Below are 16,535 nucleotides of genomic sequence, written 5' to 3' on the forward strand. Positions count from 1 at the left end.
GTCACCGCCCGGTGAAGCGGCCGGCCGCGGCGCCGCCGAGGCGGCCTGGCGGCAGACGGCGGCCGAAGGCGAGCAGCAGGAGGTCCTGGGCGGCTCCGTACACGGGCGCCGCCCCGGCCCCGTACGACCAGTCCATGTCCTCGGCGCACAGCCGTACGCCGGTGAGGTCCACGCCGAAGAACCTCAGGCCGCGGGGCCGGATCGCGTCGAGCAGGATGCGCAGCCGGTCGGCCGGGACGCGGCGGTCGAGCCCGAGGGCGGTGGTGACGTCCAGGCCGTGGACCACGTCGTGGCCGAGGGCGGCCGGGAGCCCGCCGACCGGCGGGGTCCACGGGTGGTGGGCGTGGTCGCGGAGGAAGGCGCTGAGCTCGGCGGTGGAGTGGGCGGCGGCGTCGCGGCGGGCGACGCGGTCGGTCATGCGGTGGAGGCTGCCGCGGGCCTTGAGCAGTTCGCCCAGGGTGGCGGGGAGGGAGAGCCGGAAGCCCATCGACATGTGGGCGACGACCTCGCGGACGGTCCAGCCCGCGCACAGGCTGGGGGCGTTCCAGTCGTCGGCCGGGAGGGCGTCGAAGAGGTCGGCCAGCTCGCGGCGTTCGGCGGCTATGGCGGCCTTGATCTGCATGTGATCAAGCCTGCGGGCCGCTGATCCATATGGCCAATAGATGGTTCTGCTGCCATCTAGCATCGGCAGTTATGGAACTCCGGCAGCTGCGCTATTTCGTCACCGTGGTCGAGGAGGGCGGCTTCACGCGGGCCGCCGCACGGCTGCACCTGGCCCAGCCGGGTCTGAGCGCTCAGATACGGCAGTTGGAGAAGGAGTTGGGGCAGCCGCTGCTCGACCGTTCGCACCGGTCGGTGACCCTGACCGAGACGGGCCGGGCGGTGCTGCCGTACGCGCGGGCGGCGCTGGCCGCCGCGGACGCGGTGCGGGAAACGGCCGACGCGTACACCGGGCTGCTGCGCGGGCGGGTCTCGCTGGGGCTGGTCTCCGGGGCCACGGGGCACGCCTTCGACATCGCTTCCTTCCTGGCGGACTTCCACGAGGCGCATCCGGCGCTGGAGATCGCCCTCACCGAGGACGCGTCGGAGCGGATGCAGGCCGCGCTGCTGGCCGGGGAGCTCGACATCGCGCTCCTCGGGCCGACCGAGGAGGCGGCGCCGCCCGGGCTGAGCTTCGAGACGGTGATCGACGTGCCGCTGGCGGCCGTCGCGGCGGCGGGGGACCCGCTCTTCGACCGGGGCGGCGGTGCGGAGCGTACGGAGGTGCCGCTGGCGGAGCTGCGCGACCGGGCGCTGATCTGCCTGCCGCGGGGGACGGGGGTCCGGGCGGCGCTGGAGCGTGCCTGCGGGGAGGCCGGCTTCCGGCCGCGGGTGGCCTTCGAGGCGGCCGCGCCGCAGGTGCTGGCGCAGCTGGCGGCCCGGGGGCTGGGTGTGGCGGTGCTGCCGGCGGGGGAGGGCGGGGGCGGGAGCGCTGGGGAAGGCGCGGCCGGGGCCGGCCCGGCCTTCGACGGGCCCCTGCGCGCCCTGACCATCGTCCGGCCGGGCATCCGCGCCCGGATCGCCCTCGCCTGGCGCTCCACCGGCCCGGCGAGCCCGGCGGCGCGGGTCCTGCTGGACAGCCTGCGGGGGCGGCTGCGCGCGAGCCTGCCCCCGGCGATGGGGGATGTGCCCGAGGTAACTGGCAGGGTGCAGCCATGACTGAGCAGCTCATAGGCATCCAGAAGCCGGTGCGCCGGATCCTCGACCCGGACGAGGCGATCGCCGTGTTGGAGCGGGCGGTACCGGGGCTGGTGGAGCACCGGCGGGGTGAGCCCGCCGCGTACGACTGGACCGCGGCCGAGGCGCTCGGCGTCGCCCTGCCTGCCGATTACAAGCGTCTTTGCGAGCTGTACCCCGCCTTCGAACTCGACGACTTCCTGGGCGTCTTCCTCCCCGGGCCGCAGGAGGAGACCGACTGGGCCCGCATGGCGTGTGAGGAGCGGGAGCGGTGGGTCTCCTATGCCGATGGCGGACTGGTCCCGCCGGAGGTGGAGCCGAGGAATCTGCTCTCCTGGGGAGCGTCCATGGAGGGGGACGACTTCTTGTGGAGTACCGGGGCAGGCGGCCCGGAGGAGTGGCCGGTCACCGTCTGCTCGCGCAACGGGCCCTGGTGGCACTACGACGGCGGGATGGTGCAGTTCCTGGCCGAGCTCTGTGACGGCACCTTCGAACCGTGGGCCCTCCCGCCGGTCAGGCCCGAGGTCACCGGCTGGTGGGATGAGCGAGGGGTCCGCCACGACGTGGCGTGACGCGCCGGAGCGCGGGCGGGTGATGCCGCCCGCCGCCCTGGTCGTCACGCCGGGCCGGCGGGCGGACTGCGCTGCTCGAAGCCGGTACTGGGCCCGGGGCGGGCGCCGGGTCTGGTCTGCGCGGCTCAGGCCGCGTCGGCCGGGCGGTGCGGCTCGCGCCACATGCCCCACAGGACCGGGCCGCCGCCCGGGAGCTGCACCTCCTCGCGCACGGCGAAGCCGAAGTGCTCGTAGAAGGGCAGGTTCTCCGGCTTGGAGGACTCCAGGTACGCCGGGAGCCCCGCCGCGTCGGCCTTGGCCAGGCCCGAGCGCAGCAGGGCCGCGCCGTGGCCCTGACCCTGGGCGGCCGGGTCGGCGCCGATCAACGCCAGGTACCAGTGGGGCTCCTGGGGCGTGTGCTGGGCGGCCTCCCCGACGGCGTCCCGGAACAGCGGGGCGCGGTCGCCGAGGATGTCCATCAGCTCCTGGATGGTCTCGGCGTCGGGCACCGCCTTGGCCTGCGCCTCCGGCGGCACCCAGAACGCGGCCGAGGCCTCGGTGCGCTCGCAGACGCCGTGCAGGCCGTACTGGCGGGTGAAGAGGGTGCTGAAGTAGCGGGTGAGCGTCGCCTCGCGCGAGGCCGCGTCGGGGAAGAACCAGCGCATCATCGGGTCGTCGCCGAAGGCGCGGGCCAGGCTGCCGCTGATGAGCGGTGCATCGTCGAGCGTTGCCGTTTTCGGGGTATTTGCTATCGACATGTGGATCATTCTGTATGTCGGGGGTGCGGGGGTGAGGAGTGGGGGGGGGGCAGGTAGGGGGGGCGGGGTAACAGGGAGCGAGAAACGGGGCGTTCGGCTGTCAGGGCCGTCACGTATTCACCGGAGCCTGCGAGGGCTCTACGGGCGGCCGGCTTCGGCAGGCCACGCCGTGGTCAAGGCGGTGTGGGCCTGAGGTATGCGGTCCGGCACGGTCCCGTGCCGACTAGCGCAGGGGCCAGATGCGGGCGGTGTCGGGCCGGGGGGCGCCGGCGCGCCAGCAGCGCAGGACGGCCCAGGCGGCCAGGCTGATCAGGCGAGCCAGCGCGAGGAGCAGGGTGGGGCGGGAACGCCCTCCAGGGCCGTGCCGGTCTCGCCGCGTCGCCGGCGCTGTCGCTGTGCCCATGGGATGCACGGTAGGCGGGATGCGGGGAGGGCTCACGGGGCGGCGGACGACTTCGTCAGCTCGGTGGCAGGGCTCGGTGACGGTTCGCCGAAAAAACTTTTCGGCGAACCGTCACACACGTGCGGTGCGGCGGGTCAACCCACTGAAAGCGCACAACGGACCCGCAGAGGAGCACATCCCATGACCACCACCGCCACCGTCGTCACCGTCGTCGCCGCTGTCATGGCCGGCTTCTCGGGGGCCTCGATCTTCGCCAAGGCCAAGTACGTCGTCGAGCCCCTGGCCGAATACGGGGTCCCCCGGAAGATCTGGAACCTGCTCGGCCTGGCCAAGGCCGCCGGCGCCGTCGGCCTGCTGGTCGGCCTGGCCGTGCCGGTCATCGGCCTGCTCGCCGCGGTCGGGCTCATCGCGTACTTCGCCGGCGCGGTCATCACCGTCGTACGGGCCCGCGCGTACGCCCACACCCCGTTCCCGCTCGTGTACATGGCCCCGGTGATCGCCGCCCTGGCCCTCGGCTTCCCGGGCTGACGCCCGGGGCGCCGTCAGGCGCCGTCAGCGGCGGACGGTTGGCGAACGCCCACACCAGGAGCGGAAACACCGCGACCCGCTCCATGCCGCCCATGCCGAGCCCGAGGTAGTGGCGGGACAGGAACAGCCCGAAGGCCGCGACCGCGAGGCCGCCATCGCCGTGGTGACCGTCCTGTCTTTCCTCCTCGACGACTGACCAGTCGACGCCGGGCCCCCAGCTCGCTCGACGGCCCGCCGAGCGAGGGGCGGCGACCTTCAGGCCGCCCAGGAGAACGGCGCAGAGAAGGCGTTCTTTCCTTCGTTCTCGAATGCGAGACCGAAGGCGTTCACCCGTGACCTGGTCGCGACCCCGGCCGCGAGGGTGTCCGCAGGGAAGCCCACCCCGCTCACTCTGACGCCCTTTCCGGTCGCGTCCAGATGGGAGACGAAGTCCTCGACCTCCATGTCGATCGCTTCACCGATCCTCACCTGGTGCCGTCGGCCGTCATCGACGTATTCGATCCGGGCGGTCTCCAACCCGAGCATCTCGCCGACCATCGGGGCGAGCGCCTCCATCGGGCCGCCTCGCTGACCGGAGAAGACCGCACCGAGCGCCTCGGCTTGCTCCGGCGAGGCCGTCTCGTCCATGAACATGCCCATGCGCCAGTTGCCCTCGCTCATGAGCGGTGGGGTGTCGGCCACCACGGCGACCTTCAGGCCGCTCACGTCGACGTCATCGACCTGACCGGAAGCGATGTGGAAGGCAAGGACCACCTGACAGCGGTCGTAGTCCGCAGGAGCCGAGAAGCCGGAGGTAGCGCAGGGGCACACCATGTTGCAACTGCAGTTCTCGAAATACGTCCCCTCGATTCGCCATGCCATCGGAAGCTCCTTCCTGAGGCATACCACTCGGCTACATTTTCCGCTCCCGACCATTGCCCGGCAATGCACTCCATCAGCCCCAGACGGCCGTCGGACGCTGCGACGTGCGGAACCGGCCGGGACGCCCCCGGACACTCCCCGACCCCGCCCCACGGTGACCCCGCCCCCCGCCCCCGCCCGGCAGATCCGCCTGCCCCCACTCGCGCTCCCACCGCCCCGGGCGCACCCTGGAACCAGGGTGTTGACCCCTGGAGGTGATGCAGCATGTCCACACTGGTCGGGTGGCATGTGGAGCTCGAGTTCACCGAGGACGGCCACCGCACCACTGCGGCGGCCATGGTCAGGCTCGGTGACGGCTCCGAGATGAGAGCGCGCGGCTACGCCATGCGCCACCCCTCCGACCCGGAGCAGCTGAGGGTCGGGGAAGAGATCGCCGGCGCGCGTGCGCTGATGGATCTCGCGTCCCAGATGTTGCAGAAGGCCCACGGTGAGATCGACGAGGCGACCGGCCGCCACTCGTACCCACTGACCCACTGACGCGGCGGCGCCACGGAGGGCGAACATCGTGAGGGGCCTCCGGGCCCCTCACGAGCGTCCCGTCTCCGTCTCCGTCCCCGTCCCCGTCCCCGCCCCCGGCGAAGCCGCCGCCACCCGTTCCCGCAGCCGTTCCATCGCAGCCGCCAGCTCCCGTGCCGTGCCCACCGGAACGACGGCCGCGCTGCCCGGGACGCGCACGCCGCCCGTCAGGGCCACGCGGGTGCCGCCGCCCGGAGCCGGGGACGCCGCCATGCCGATGATCAGGAAGCGGCTCTGCAGCCAGCACCACCCCGGCCGGACCACCCCGCGCAGGCGGGCGCGGAAGCCGTACCTGCTGAGAGCCAGGGCCTCCACCCGGTCGCCGGCCACCCGCAGGACGCGCAGGCTGCGCATGTCCGGCTGGAACCGCCCGAACTCGCCCTCCAGGTCGGACATCACCGCCCAGACGGCCTCCACCGGAGCCGGAACGACCTGTTCGACCACCCGGGCCCCACGGACCCCCGCAGCCATGATCCGAAGCCGCGCCACCGGGTCCACGCCCGCGCCCGGGCCCGCCGGGACGGCGCTCCCCGCCGTCGTGTACGTCATGAGAACCACGCCTTCCGGAAGCTCGTACGGGCCCGGTGCAGCCGGGACTTGGCGGTGCCGGCCGGGACCCCGAGGAGGCAGGCCGCGGACTCCTCGTCCAGGCCCTCGACGTCCCGGAGCACCAGGACGGCCCGCTGCCCGGGCGTGAGCCGGGCCAGGACGTCGTCGATGTCGGCGGCCAGATGGGGGTCGCCGGACCCCGGCCCGGGCAGGTCGGCCAGCTCGGCCGGGCGGGCACGGGCGGCGCGCCGGGCGGTGCGCACCGCCTCCCGGACCGCGATCGCGCGCACCCACCCGTACAGGGCCTCCGGGTCGCGCAGGGAGCGCAGCGACGTGAACACCGCCAGCAGCGCCTCCTGCGTCGCGTCGGGGCCGTCCGCCAAGGCGATCGGCGTGCAGATGCGGGCGACGTACGGGCCGAGGTGGTCGAGCAGGTCGTGCAGCGCGAGGGTGTTCCCGGCGCGGGCGGCGCGGGCGAGGGCGACTCCGCGGTCGCGGTCGGCCGGGGTCAGGGCGCTCACCGGGTTCTCGCGAGGCGGGCGGCGGCCCAGCCGAAGCCGAGGCAGGCGGGGGTGTAGAGCAGCAGGTTCAGGGTGTGGAAGGGGCCGGGCGGGCTCTCGAGGAGCCGGGCCGCCCACCCCAGGCCGGCGAGGCCCCGTACGGCCAGGACCGCAGCGACCGCGCCGGTCACCAGGCGGGTGAGCCGGCCGCCCCGGCCGCACCCGTGCGCGAGGACGGCGGCGGCCCCCCGTGCGGCGGCGGCGCGGCGACGGGCGGTGGTGCCCAGGGGTGCGGTGGAGCGGAAGCGGAACGCGGCCGGCCGGGCCGTCGGTGTGGCCGTCATGGGAGCCCCTCGGGTCGTGTGCGACGTACGGACAACACCCCGAAGAGGCACCGACCCGCCGAAACGTTCGGTGTGTCCTGCGTCACGCCGCCGCGGGACGGGGTCAGCGCGGTATCCCCGGTTGCGTCCCTCTCGGATCGGGAAATGCGACGGCCCCCGGGGCGGGTGCGCCGGGAGCCGTCGGGTGGAGCCGGTGGAGCGTCAGAGGCGCTCGGGGGTGCGGATGCCGAGCAGGGACATGCCCTTGGTCAGGGTGCGGGCGGTCAGGTCGCACAGGAACAGGCGGTTCTCGACCTGGTCCGGGGTCTCGGCCTTCAGGACCGGGCACTCCGAGTAGAACGTGGTGTACAGCGACGCCAGCTGGTACAGGTACGCCGCCAGCTTGTGCGGGGCGTACTCCGCGGCCGCCTCCGCGATCAGCTCGCCGAAGCCGTCCAGGTGCAGGCCGAGGGCCCGCTCGGCCGGCGCGAGCGGAAGCTCCGGGTGGGCGGCGGGCTTCGCGTCCCCGGCCTTGCGCAGGATCGACTGGATACGGGCGTACGCGTACTGGAGGTACACGGACGTGTCACCGGTCAGCGAGACCATCTGGTCCAGGTCGAACTTGTAGTCGCGCGAGGCCGAGGTGGACAGGTCCGCGTACTTCACCGCGCCGATGCCGACCTGGACGGCCCGCTCGGAGATCTCCGCCTCGGTCAGGTCCTGGGCCTTCTCCCGGACCACGGCCGCAGCGCGGTCGATCGCCTCGTCCAGCAGGTCCACCAGCCGCACCGTCTCGCCCTCGCGGGTCTTGAACGGCTTGCCGTCCTTGCCCAGGACCGTGCCGAAGGCCAGCTGCACGGCCTTGGTGTCCTCGTTCAGCCAGCCGGCGCGGCGGGCCGTCTCGAAGACCATCTTGAAGTGCAGCGACTGGCGGGCGTCGACCACGTAGATCAGCGTGTCGGCCTTCAGGTTGCCGACGCGGTCCCGGATCGCCGACAGGTCGGTCGCGGCGTAGCCGAAGCCGCCGTCGGACTTCTGGACGATCAGCGGGGTCGGGTTGCCGTCCGGGCCCTTGTACTCGTCGAAGAACACGCACAGCGCGCCGTTGGAGCGGACGGCCACGCCCGACTCCTCCAGCAGCCGGCACGTCTCGGCCAGCATGTCGTTGTAGCCGGACTCGCCGACCACGTCCGCGTCCTGGATGTCCATGTCCAGCTTGTTGAAGACCGAGTAGAAGTAGATCTTCGACTCGTCCACGAACCGCTGCCACAGGGCCAGCGTCTCCTCGTCGCCCGCCTGGAGGTCCACCACCCGGGCCCGGGCCCGCGTCTTGAACTCCTCGTCGGAGTCGAACAGCGCCCGCGAGGCCTTGTACAGGCGGTTGAGGTTGGACATCGCCTCCTCGCCCGAGGCCTGCACGTCCTCCGCGGCGTTGGCGCCGGCCTTGTGGTCCAGCTCGTGCGGGTGCTCGATCAGGTACTGGATGAGCATGCCGAACTGGGTGCCCCAGTCGCCGATGTGGTGGCGGCGCACCACCGTCTCGCCGGTGAACTCCAGGATCTCGACCATCGCCGCGCCGATGACCGCCGACCGCAGGTGGCCGACGTGCATCTCCTTCGCCACGTTCGGCTGCGCGTAGTCGATCACCGTCGTGCCGGCGGCCGGGGAGAGCGGGACGCCCAGCCGGTCGTCGCCGGCACGCGCCGCCAGGGTCTCGATGATCGCCCGGTCGGAGACGGTGATGTTGAGGAAGCCGGGGCCGGAGACCTCGATCTCCTCGATGACCCCGCCCTTGTCCAGGCCGCCGACGACGGTCGTGGCCAGCTCGCGCGGGTTGGCCTTGGCCTTCTTCGCGAGCGCCAGGATGCCGTTGGCCTGGAAGTCGGCCCGGTCGCTTCGTCGCAGCAGCGGGTCGGCGGCACCGGCCTCCGGCAGGGCCGAGGCGAGGGCGTCCGCGACGCGCTGATGGACCGAAGAAGCGAGGGAAGGGACCGAGGCCATGAGCTGCCGTTCCTGTGAGGTAGTGCACTTGGTTGTTCCGACAAGTGCCGAGTATCCCACGCGGCCGCGTCTCATTTCCCGGGATAACCGCCGAGATGGCACCGGTCCCCGGGCAACCCCGGAGCGCCTGCTTCCGTCTGGGAGAATGGCTGAAGCCAGCATTTCGAGTAGAAGGACGTGTCGTGGCTCAGAGCAGCACCGAGACCGACTGGGTCTCCCGTTTCGCGGACGAGGTCATCGCCGAGGCGGAGCGCCGAGCACCCGGCAAACCTGTCGTCGTCGCGTCCGGACTCTCCCCTTCCGGCCCGATCCACCTGGGCAACCTCCGCGAGGTCATGACCCCGCACCTGGTCGCCGACGAGATCCGCCGCCGCGGCTTCGAGGTCCGCCACGTGATCTCGTGGGACGACTACGACCGCTACCGGAAGGTCCCCAAGGGCATCCCGGGCGTCACCGAGGAGTCCCACGCCCAGCACATCGGCCGCCCGCTGACCGCCGTGCCCGCCCCCGAGGGCTCCGAGTACCCGAACTGGGCCGAGCACTTCAAGGCCGCCATGGTCGAGGCGCTGGCCGAGCTGGGCGTCGAGTACGACCCCATCAGCCAGACCGAGCAGTACCTCGCCGGCACCTACCGCGAGCAGATCCTGCACGCGATGAAGCACCGCGCCGACATCGACGCCGTCCTCGCCCAGTACCGCACCAAGCCGAAGGCCGCGAAGAAGCAGGGCCAGAAGCCGGTCGACGAGGCCGAGCTGGAGGCAGCCGAGGGCTCGGGCGCCGCGAGCGAGGACGACGGCAGCGCGGAGGGCTCGGAGTACTTCCCGTACAAGCCGTACTGCGGGGCGTGCAACAAGGACTTCACCAAGGTCGTCTCGTACGACGACGAGACGACCGAGATGACCTACGTCTGCACCGAGGACGAGTTCACCGAGACCGTCAAGCTGTCGGAGTTCAACCGCGGCAAGCTGGTCTGGAAGGTCGACTGGCCGATGCGCTGGGCCTTCGAGGGCGTGATCTTCGAGCCGTCCGGCGTCGACCACTCCTCGCCCGGCTCCTCCTTCCAGGTCGGCGGGCAGATCGTCCACCTCTTCGGCGCCGAGCAGCCGATCGGCCCCATGTACGCCTTCGTCGGCATCAGCGGCATGGCCAAGATGTCCTCCAGCAAGGGCGGCGTCCCCACCCCGGGCGACGCGCTGAAGATCATGGAGCCGCAGCTCCTGCGCTGGCTGTACGCCCGCCGCAAGCCCAACCAGAGCTTCAAGATCGCCTTCGACCAGGAGATCCAGCGGCTCTACGACGAGTGGGACAAGCTGGAGGCCAAGGTCGCCGACGGCTCCGTGCTCCCCGCCGACGCCGCCGCGCACAGCCGCGCCGTCCGCGTCGCCTCGCACGAGCTGCCGCGCACCCCGCGCCCCCTGCCGTACCGCACCCTCGCCTCGGTCGTCGACATCACCGCCGGCCACGACGAGCAGACCCTGCGCATCCTGGCCGACCTGGACCCGACCCAGCCGCTCACCTCCCTCGACGAGGTGCGCCCCCGCCTGGACCGCGCCGAGAACTGGATCACCACCCAGGTCCCGGCCGACCAGCGCACCCTGGTCCGCGAGGAGCCCGACACCGAGCTGCTCGCCTCCCTGGACGACGAGGGCCGCCGCTCCCTGGAACTGCTCCTGGAGGGCCTGGACTCGCACTGGTCGCTGGACGGGCTCACCACCCTCGTCTACGGCGTCCCGAAGGTGATGGCCGGCCTGGAGCCCGACGCCAAGCCGACGCCCGAGCTGAAGGTCGCCCAGCGCTCCTTCTTCGCGCTGCTCTACCGCCTGCTCGTCACCCGGGAGACCGGGCCGCGCCTGCCCACGCTGCTGCTGGCGGTCGGGGCGGACCGCGTCCGCAAGCTCCTGGCCGCCTGAGGCGGCCGGGCCGGGCCGGCCGAGCCGCCCGCGCCATGCGGAAGGGCCCGCACCCCCGAGGGGTGCGGGCCCTTCCGCATGGCTGTCCTTCCGCCCTTCCGCCCCTGTGCGTGCCGCGGGCGGCGTTGCGCGCGGGGCGTTAGGCGATGTGCTCCTTCTCCAGGTCGCGCTGGTAGCGCTGCTTCAGGTCCGGCATCAGCCGCCGCAGCGTCGACGCGCTGCGCGGGTGCACGATCCCGAGGCGGTCGGAGAGGTGTATGTCCAGCTGCTCCGGGTTCGGGAAGCCGCCGTACTCGTCGATGTACGCCCGGAACACCTCGTACGCGGCCTCCGCGAACTTCACCTCGTCCACGACCTCCGGCTCGGCCGGGGCCTCGGCGCCCTCCGCCTCCGCGGACTCCTCCGCCTCCAGGATCTGCGACGGCCGGGCCCCCTGCGCCGGGACCACCGCCTCCTCCTGCGGCAGCTCCGGGCCCGCCGGCGGCATCACCGGGGTCGGCTCCAGGCCCTCGACGTACTGCGGGTTGTAGCCGCCCTCGTACGCGGCCTGCGGAGCCAGCGGCGCGGCGAACCAGGCGCTGTCGTGCGCCGCCGGCATGGCGGTCGGCTCCACCGCGAACGCCGGCGCGGTGTGCTGGCCCGGCCCCGGGAGCGCCGCGCCGGGCGTCCCGCCCGCCGCTGCGGCCAAGGCCTGGGCCCGCGCCCGGCCCAGCGCCTGCGCCTGGGCGGCGGCCTGCTCCGGGGTGAGCCCCAGCGCCTCGGCCTGCTCCGGGGTCAGGGCCGGCGCCTGTGCCTGGGCGAGCGCCTGCGCCTGGGCCTGGGCGAGCGCCTGTGCCTGCGCCCGGGCCTGCTCCGGGCTCAGGGCCTGCGCCCCGGCCCCGGGCGGGGTCTGCGCCTGGCCCCGGCCCCCCGGCAGGCCCGCACCCGCCTCCAGCGCCGCAGCGGTACCCGGCGCGGACGCCACCGCCGCCGCGTCCACCGGCGGCAGCAGCGCCGGGTCGATGCCCGCCGCCGCCAGCCCCTCCGGGGCCGTCTGCGACAGCGGCACGCCGATCCGGGCCAGCCGCAGCGGCATCAGGGCCTCCACCGGCGCCTTGCGCCGCCACGCCCGCCCGTACCGGGCCTGGAGCCGCGCCTGGTAGATCAGCCGGTCCTGCTCCATGCCGACGGCCTGCTCGTACGAGCGCAGCTCCCACAGCTTCATCCGCCGCCACAGCTTGAACGTGGGCACCGGCGACAGCAGCCACCGCGTGATCCGCACGCCCTCCATGTGCCGGTCCGCGGTGATGTCCGCGATCCGGCCCACCGCGTGCCGCGCCGCCTCCACCGTGACCACGAACAGCACCGGGATCACGGCGTGCATGCCCACGCCCAGCGGGTCCGGCCAGGCGGCCGCGCCGTTGAACGCGATCGTGGCCGCGGTCAGCAGCCACGCCGTCTGCCGCAGCAGCGGGAAGGGGATCCGGATCCAGGTCAGCAGCAGGTCCAGCGCCAGCAGCACACAGATGCCCGCGTCGATGCCGATCGGGAAGACCAGCGAAAAGGTGCCGAACCCCTTGTTCAGCGCGAGCGCGCGGACCGCGGCGTAGGAGCCCGCGAAGCCGATGCCCGCGATGACCACGGCACCCGCGACCACGACGCCGATGAGTATCCGGTGCGTTCGAGTCAGCTGCATCGCGGCCACCCGCGATCCCCTCCCCTTGTCGAGCTACGGCAGGCACAGCGTACGGGTGACTGTACGGGTGACTGAATGTCAGCCTCCAGTAAAGTCCCCGGTTCCGCCGTGTCCTACTGCTGGGAGGGGGAGGCCGACGCCTCGGGCTGCTTCTGCTGCTGGTTGGCGGCGTCGACCGAGCCGACGACCTCCTTCGCCGCGGTGATCGCGGCCTCGAGCAGCTTGGCCTGGTCAGGGGCGCCCGCGCCCTCGTAGGCGGCACCGTTGTAGTCGAGGGTGACGACCACGTTCTGGGTCCGCGCGACGATCGTCGTGTTGAAGAAGTCCACGTCCTTCTTCACGCTGTAGACGATCGAGGTGGCCGCGTCGCCGATGCCGCCCGCCGCCTCGGGCTTCACGTTCTGTGCACCCTCGGTGGCCTTCGCCTGCTCGATCTGCTTGTTGTACTGGTCCTCGGCGCGCTTGTTGGCGCCGCCCAGCGAGGCGTGCGAGTCGTAGCGGGCCAGCGAGACCGACAGCCAGCGGTACTGCGAGCCCTTCAGCCCGTCCTCGTCCAGGCCGTTCCACGAGCAGCTGGCCCGGCTGTTCAGGTCGTTCGACTTCGTCGCCGTGCCGTTCTTCTCCTTGGCCTCCGGGACGATCGTCTCGATGGTCTTGGTCTGGATCGACTTGCACGGCTCGGGGAGCGTCGCGTAGGCCGCCTTCTCCAGGGCCGGCGACGACTTCCCGTTCGGCTTGGCGGACGCCGACGCGCCGGCCTTCTTGCTGCCGTCGGAGCCCGAGCCCTTGCCCTTGTCCGAGTCGGACGAGCATCCGGCGGCGGCGAGTATCACCGGTACGACGGCTGCGGCTGCGAGCACACGGGTGAGGCGCGAGGCTGATCGGTGCATGGTTCCTTCAGTCAGTACGTTGTGGGGCGCGTTCAGTGGACGGACGCGGTGCGGACGCTGTTCGGTTGCGGGACCCGTGCAACGGTAGCCCGACCCGGCGCGCGCCTGCTGTGCGCGCCGTCACGCCGGGGCCCGCCCGGTCCCCGCCGTCAGTCGTTGAACCGCTCGACGAGCGCCTGCGCCAACTGCCGCACGCGCTCCTGCGTTTCGGTGGCGGGCGGCACGGTGCCCGGCAGCGAGGGCTGCACGCTGTACTCGACCGTGACGATGACGTTCGACGTGCGGAACACCACCCGCACCGTCCGCGCCTGCGCGGCGCTGGCACCGGCGGCACTCAGCTTGTCCTCGAGGTAGGCCTCGCTGCCGAGCCCTTCGAGGACGCGCGAGCCCAGGTCGGGCGTGGGCGCGGGGCTGCCGGTGCCGGTGCCGGGGGCGGCGCCGGTGGCGGGCGGCGGCGCGGGCTGGGTGGCGGCCGGTGCGCCGCCCGCCGGCGGGGTCGCCGCGGGGCTCGCGCCGCCGGGGGCCGGGGTCGGGCTCGCGGTGGGGCCGGGGAACGGCAGGTGCGCGTCGGTCAGCCGGCGGACGTAGACCTGGCGCGCCTTGTCGTCGTCGCTCATGGCCGTCCGGTCGTACGACACCACCCGCTCGAAGCCGACCGACAGCAGCCGCGTCTCCTCGGGGGTCTGCGCGGTCCAGCGGCAGCCCACGTGCCGGTCGGCGTCGTAGGAGGTGTCCGCCGTGCCCGCGTACAGCTGGGTGCGCTGCTCGTCGGTGAGGCCGGCCGCGGCCGGGAGCATGGCCTTCACGCGCTTGGCGTCGGCGGCCTTGCACGGCGCGGGCAGGCTGCGGTACTTGCCGGCCGGGGCGGGCGCGGGGGAGCTGTCGCCGGCCTTGGAGTCGGTGCTGGTCCCGCTGCCGTTCCCGCTGGTGCACCCGGTCAGGCCGGCCACGCCGGCCACGAGCGCGGTGAGCATCGCGATGCCCGGCAGGGCTCGCCGTACCGCCGCCTTGCGCTGCACGTCCACTGGCTCCCTTCGACCGGCCGGGGGTCGGGCGGTCAGGAAAATGCGTTGCCGCGCTCTGGACGCGGCTGGACACAATGTCTATCGCACACGTTGGTGCCGGCGCCGGTTCCCTGTCTGATGTGGGGCTGTGAGCGAGGGTTTTTGCCTATTCTGAGTTTTCTGTGGGTTTCGGGGGATTAAGACAGTATGTCGTATGTAGAGGTACCGGGGGCGCAGGTCCCTATCCGGATGTGGGCCGATCCGGCGTCGGTGGAGGAGCAGGCGATGCAGCAGCTCCGCAACACCGCGACCCTCCCGTGGATCAAGGGCCTGGCCGTGATGCCGGACGTCCACTACGGCAAGGGCGCCACGGTCGGCTCGGTGATCGCGATGAAGGACGCGATCTGCCCGGCGGCGGTCGGCGTCGACATCGGCTGCGGCATGTCGGCGGTGAAGACCTCCCTCACCGCGAACGACCTCCCCGGCGACCTGTCCAAGCTCCACTCCCGCATCGAGCAGGCGATCCCGGTGGGCATGGGCATGCACCGGGAGGCGGTGGATCCGGGGCGGCTGTACGGGTTCGGGTCGACGGGGTACGGGGACCTGTGGGAGCGGTTCGACTACCTCGCGGATGCGGTCAAATTCCGACACGAACGTGCCACGAAGCAGCTCGGAACGCTCGGATCCGGCAACCACTTCGTCGAATTCTGTCTCGATGAGTCCGGTTCGGTCTGGTTGATGCTGCACTCGGGATCCCGGGGCATCGGCAACGAGCTCGCCTCGCACCACATCGGCGTGGCCCGGGGGCTCTCCCACAACCAGGGCCTGGTCGACCGGGACCTCGCGGTCTTCCTCGCGGCGACGCCCGAGATGGAGGCGTACCGCAACGACCTCTTCTGGGCGCAGGAGTACGCCAAGTACAACCGCGCGGTGATGATGAGCCTGTTCAAGGAGGTCGTCCGGCGGGAGTTCCGCAAGGCGAAGGTCTCCTTCGCGCAGGAGATCAACTGCCACCACAACTACGTGGCCGAGGAGCGCTACGAGGGCATGGACCTGCTGGTCACCCGCAAGGGCGCGATCCGCGCCGGCAGCGGGGAGTACGGGATCATCCCGGGCTCGATGGGCACGGGCTCGTACATCGTGAAGGGGCTCGGGAACGAGAAGTCCTTCAACTCCGCCTCGCACGGAGCGGGCCGGAAGATGAGCCGCACGGCGGCGAAGAAGCGGTTCTCCGCGCGGGACCTGGCGGAGCAGACCAGGGGCGTGGAGTGCCGCAAGGACTCCGGCGTGGTCGACGAGATCCCGGGCGCGTACAAGTCCATCGAGCAGGTCATCGACCAGCAGACCGACCTGGTCGAGGTCGTGGCCAAGCTCAAGCAGGTCATCTGCGTCAAGGGCTGAGGCCCGGGGCGCGGTCTCGGGGGAGTGGAGGAGCTCCGGACCGGGTTCGGTCCGGAGCTCCTCCGCGTGGTGTCAGTTCTCCTCGCCGTCCAGGAGGAGGTCCACCGGCAGCTCCACGGCGACTCCCAGGTGTTCGGGGACGGGGACGGACGTGCCGCGCTTGTACGTCCTGCGCAGGCCGTACGTGCCGTTGCGGGGGGCGCAGCAGTAGACGACCTCGTCGTGATGGCGGTCGGCGATGATGTACACGGGCACGCCGGCCTGGGCGTAGGCGTCGACCTTGATGTGGACGTCGTCCGCCCAGTTCGACGAGGTGACCTCCACGATCAGCTGGAAGACGTCGGGCGAGTAGCAGTTCATCCGGCCCTTGTAGTCGCGGAAGTCCGCGTTGACGAGTGCGAAATCCGGGATGGCGAAGTCCGAGGGGCCGGTCGGCAGCCAGATGCCGACGCCCTGGAGGTAGCGCAGTCCGGCCTTCCTGGCCCCGGCCTCGTAAAACCTCTCGGTGAGCCAGCTCAACGTGAGGGCGTGCGACCCGTCGGCGGGTGGTGTCACAGTGAGCCTTCCCCGGAGGATCTCCACTCGGTGCCCGGGAAGCTCCTTGGAGAGACGATCGGCGGCCTCCGCGATCGTCGTCTCGTGCTGTGTGACGGCCATGGCTTCCTCCTTTTCGCGACTCATGGTTCTGGAGCGTAGCCCCGCCCGTGGGCAAACCGCTCGACACCACCCGTACGGGCGCAACCAGCGCGCCGCTGGCCGGCCCCGCGCCACAACTTCCTCCGGGAACCCTCTAGTAGTGCTTTGTTAGGTGGTGTCGTAGGTCTGCCATGGGATGGTCTGCCGACAGGTGGGGCAGGTGCCGGTCCAGGTGGCGATGAGGTGTTGGAGG

General features: G+C 72.2%; 18 protein-coding genes. 6 read left to right on the forward strand and 12 right to left on the reverse strand.

What is annotated here, in order from left to right; translation table 11 throughout:
- Position 1: 1 nt before the first annotated feature.
- On the reverse strand, positions 2–622 hold the full coding sequence (locus AB0953_RS33205) for a maleylpyruvate isomerase family mycothiol-dependent enzyme (protein ID WP_366863309.1): 621 nt from the start codon (positions 620–622) through the stop codon (positions 2–4).
- 71 nt (positions 623–693) lie between these two features.
- Here AB0953_RS33205 and AB0953_RS33210 point away from each other — a divergent pair, with 71 nt between their 5' ends.
- Both AB0953_RS33210 and AB0953_RS33215 read left to right on the forward strand, forming a co-directional pair.
- Positions 694–1,698 (forward strand): LysR family transcriptional regulator, encoded by a 1,005-nt coding sequence (locus tag AB0953_RS33210; protein ID WP_366863311.1) that lies wholly within the window; start codon positions 694–696, stop codon positions 1,696–1,698.
- Entirely contained in the window at positions 1,695–2,288 is a 594-nt protein-coding gene (locus AB0953_RS33215; RefSeq protein WP_366863313.1) for a hypothetical protein, read from the forward strand. Before AB0953_RS33210 ends, AB0953_RS33215 begins: the two co-directional genes overlap by 4 nt.
- A 125-nt stretch (positions 2,289–2,413) precedes the next feature.
- Here AB0953_RS33215 and AB0953_RS33220 read toward each other — a convergent pair whose 3' ends face one another.
- Together AB0953_RS33220 and AB0953_RS33225 are read right to left on the reverse strand one after the other, a co-directional pair.
- Positions 2,414–3,034 carry a GNAT family N-acetyltransferase gene (locus AB0953_RS33220; protein WP_366863314.1) on the reverse strand — a complete coding sequence of 207 codons (621 nt, stop codon included), beginning with the start codon at positions 3,032–3,034 and terminating at the stop codon, positions 2,414–2,416.
- 214 nt (positions 3,035–3,248) lie between these two features.
- Positions 3,249–3,428, reverse strand: a complete 180-nt coding sequence (locus AB0953_RS33225; protein WP_366863315.1) for a hypothetical protein — start codon at positions 3,426–3,428, stop codon at positions 3,249–3,251.
- 180 nt (positions 3,429–3,608) lie between these two features.
- Here AB0953_RS33225 and AB0953_RS33230 point away from each other — a divergent pair, with 180 nt between their 5' ends.
- Complete coding sequence (locus tag AB0953_RS33230) at positions 3,609–3,956, forward strand: DoxX family protein (protein ID WP_366863316.1); 348 nt, start codon at positions 3,609–3,611, stop codon at positions 3,954–3,956.
- Between the two features lie 255 nt (positions 3,957–4,211).
- Here AB0953_RS33230 and AB0953_RS33235 read toward each other — a convergent pair whose 3' ends face one another.
- A complete protein-coding gene (locus tag AB0953_RS33235; RefSeq protein ID WP_366863317.1) occupies positions 4,212–4,817 on the reverse strand; it encodes a DUF1326 domain-containing protein in 606 nt (201 codons plus the stop codon).
- A gap of 264 nt (positions 4,818–5,081) precedes the next feature.
- Between AB0953_RS33235 and AB0953_RS33240 the strand changes: the two genes are divergently transcribed.
- Entirely contained in the window at positions 5,082–5,354 is a 273-nt protein-coding gene (locus AB0953_RS33240) for a DUF1876 domain-containing protein (protein ID WP_366863318.1), read from the forward strand.
- 48 nt (positions 5,355–5,402) lie between these two features.
- Here the strand turns inward: AB0953_RS33240 and AB0953_RS33245 are convergent, their stop codons facing one another.
- The 4 genes from AB0953_RS33245 to argS all read right to left on the reverse strand — a co-directional run bounded on the left by AB0953_RS33245 (position 5,403) and on the right by argS (position 8,766).
- Entirely contained in the window at positions 5,403–5,942 is a 540-nt protein-coding gene (locus AB0953_RS33245) for a hypothetical protein (RefSeq protein WP_366863319.1), read from the reverse strand.
- Positions 5,939–6,454, reverse strand: coding sequence for a sigma-70 family RNA polymerase sigma factor (locus AB0953_RS33250; protein WP_366863329.1), 516 nt, complete (start codon positions 6,452–6,454; stop codon positions 5,939–5,941). Before AB0953_RS33250 ends, AB0953_RS33245 begins: the two co-directional genes overlap by 4 nt.
- Positions 6,455–6,459: 5 nt before the next feature.
- Complete coding sequence (locus tag AB0953_RS33255) at positions 6,460–6,786, reverse strand: hypothetical protein (protein WP_366863320.1); 327 nt, start codon at positions 6,784–6,786, stop codon at positions 6,460–6,462.
- Between the two features lie 201 nt (positions 6,787–6,987).
- Entirely contained in the window at positions 6,988–8,766 is a 1,779-nt protein-coding gene (argS, locus tag AB0953_RS33260) for an arginine--tRNA ligase (RefSeq protein WP_366863321.1), read from the reverse strand.
- Positions 8,767–8,948: 182 nt separating this feature from the next.
- Between argS and lysS the strand changes: the two genes are divergently transcribed.
- Positions 8,949–10,676 (forward strand): lysine--tRNA ligase, encoded by a 1,728-nt coding sequence (gene lysS, locus AB0953_RS33265; protein ID WP_366863322.1) that lies wholly within the window; start codon positions 8,949–8,951, stop codon positions 10,674–10,676.
- Between the two features lie 139 nt (positions 10,677–10,815).
- On the opposite strand, the gene AB0953_RS33270 is transcribed toward lysS, so the two are convergent.
- The 3 genes from AB0953_RS33270 to AB0953_RS33280 form a co-directional block, all read right to left on the reverse strand.
- Positions 10,816–12,360 carry a DUF2637 domain-containing protein gene (locus tag AB0953_RS33270; protein ID WP_366863323.1) on the reverse strand — a complete coding sequence of 515 codons (1,545 nt, stop codon included), beginning with the start codon at positions 12,358–12,360 and terminating at the stop codon, positions 10,816–10,818.
- A 104-nt stretch (positions 12,361–12,464) separates the two neighbouring features.
- On the reverse strand, positions 12,465–13,241 hold the full coding sequence (locus AB0953_RS33275; protein WP_366863324.1) for a DUF3558 domain-containing protein: 777 nt from the start codon (positions 13,239–13,241) through the stop codon (positions 12,465–12,467).
- Between the two features lie 149 nt (positions 13,242–13,390).
- Positions 13,391–14,260: a DUF3558 domain-containing protein gene (locus AB0953_RS33280; RefSeq protein ID WP_366863325.1), complete on the reverse strand. Its 870-nt coding sequence runs from the start codon at positions 14,258–14,260 to the stop codon at positions 13,391–13,393.
- Positions 14,261–14,452: 192 nt separating this feature from the next.
- Between AB0953_RS33280 and AB0953_RS33285 the strand changes: the two genes are divergently transcribed.
- Complete coding sequence (locus AB0953_RS33285) at positions 14,453–15,646, forward strand: RtcB family protein (RefSeq protein ID WP_366863326.1); 1,194 nt, start codon at positions 14,453–14,455, stop codon at positions 15,644–15,646.
- 72 nt (positions 15,647–15,718) lie between these two features.
- Here AB0953_RS33285 and AB0953_RS33290 read toward each other — a convergent pair whose 3' ends face one another.
- Positions 15,719–16,303, reverse strand: a complete 585-nt coding sequence (locus AB0953_RS33290; protein ID WP_366863327.1) for a Uma2 family endonuclease — start codon at positions 16,301–16,303, stop codon at positions 15,719–15,721.
- Positions 16,304–16,535 lie beyond the last annotated feature (232 nt).

The organism is Streptomyces sp. NPDC046866, from assembly GCF_040704625.1.
GTDB lineage: Bacteria > Actinomycetota > Actinomycetes > Streptomycetales > Streptomycetaceae > Streptomyces.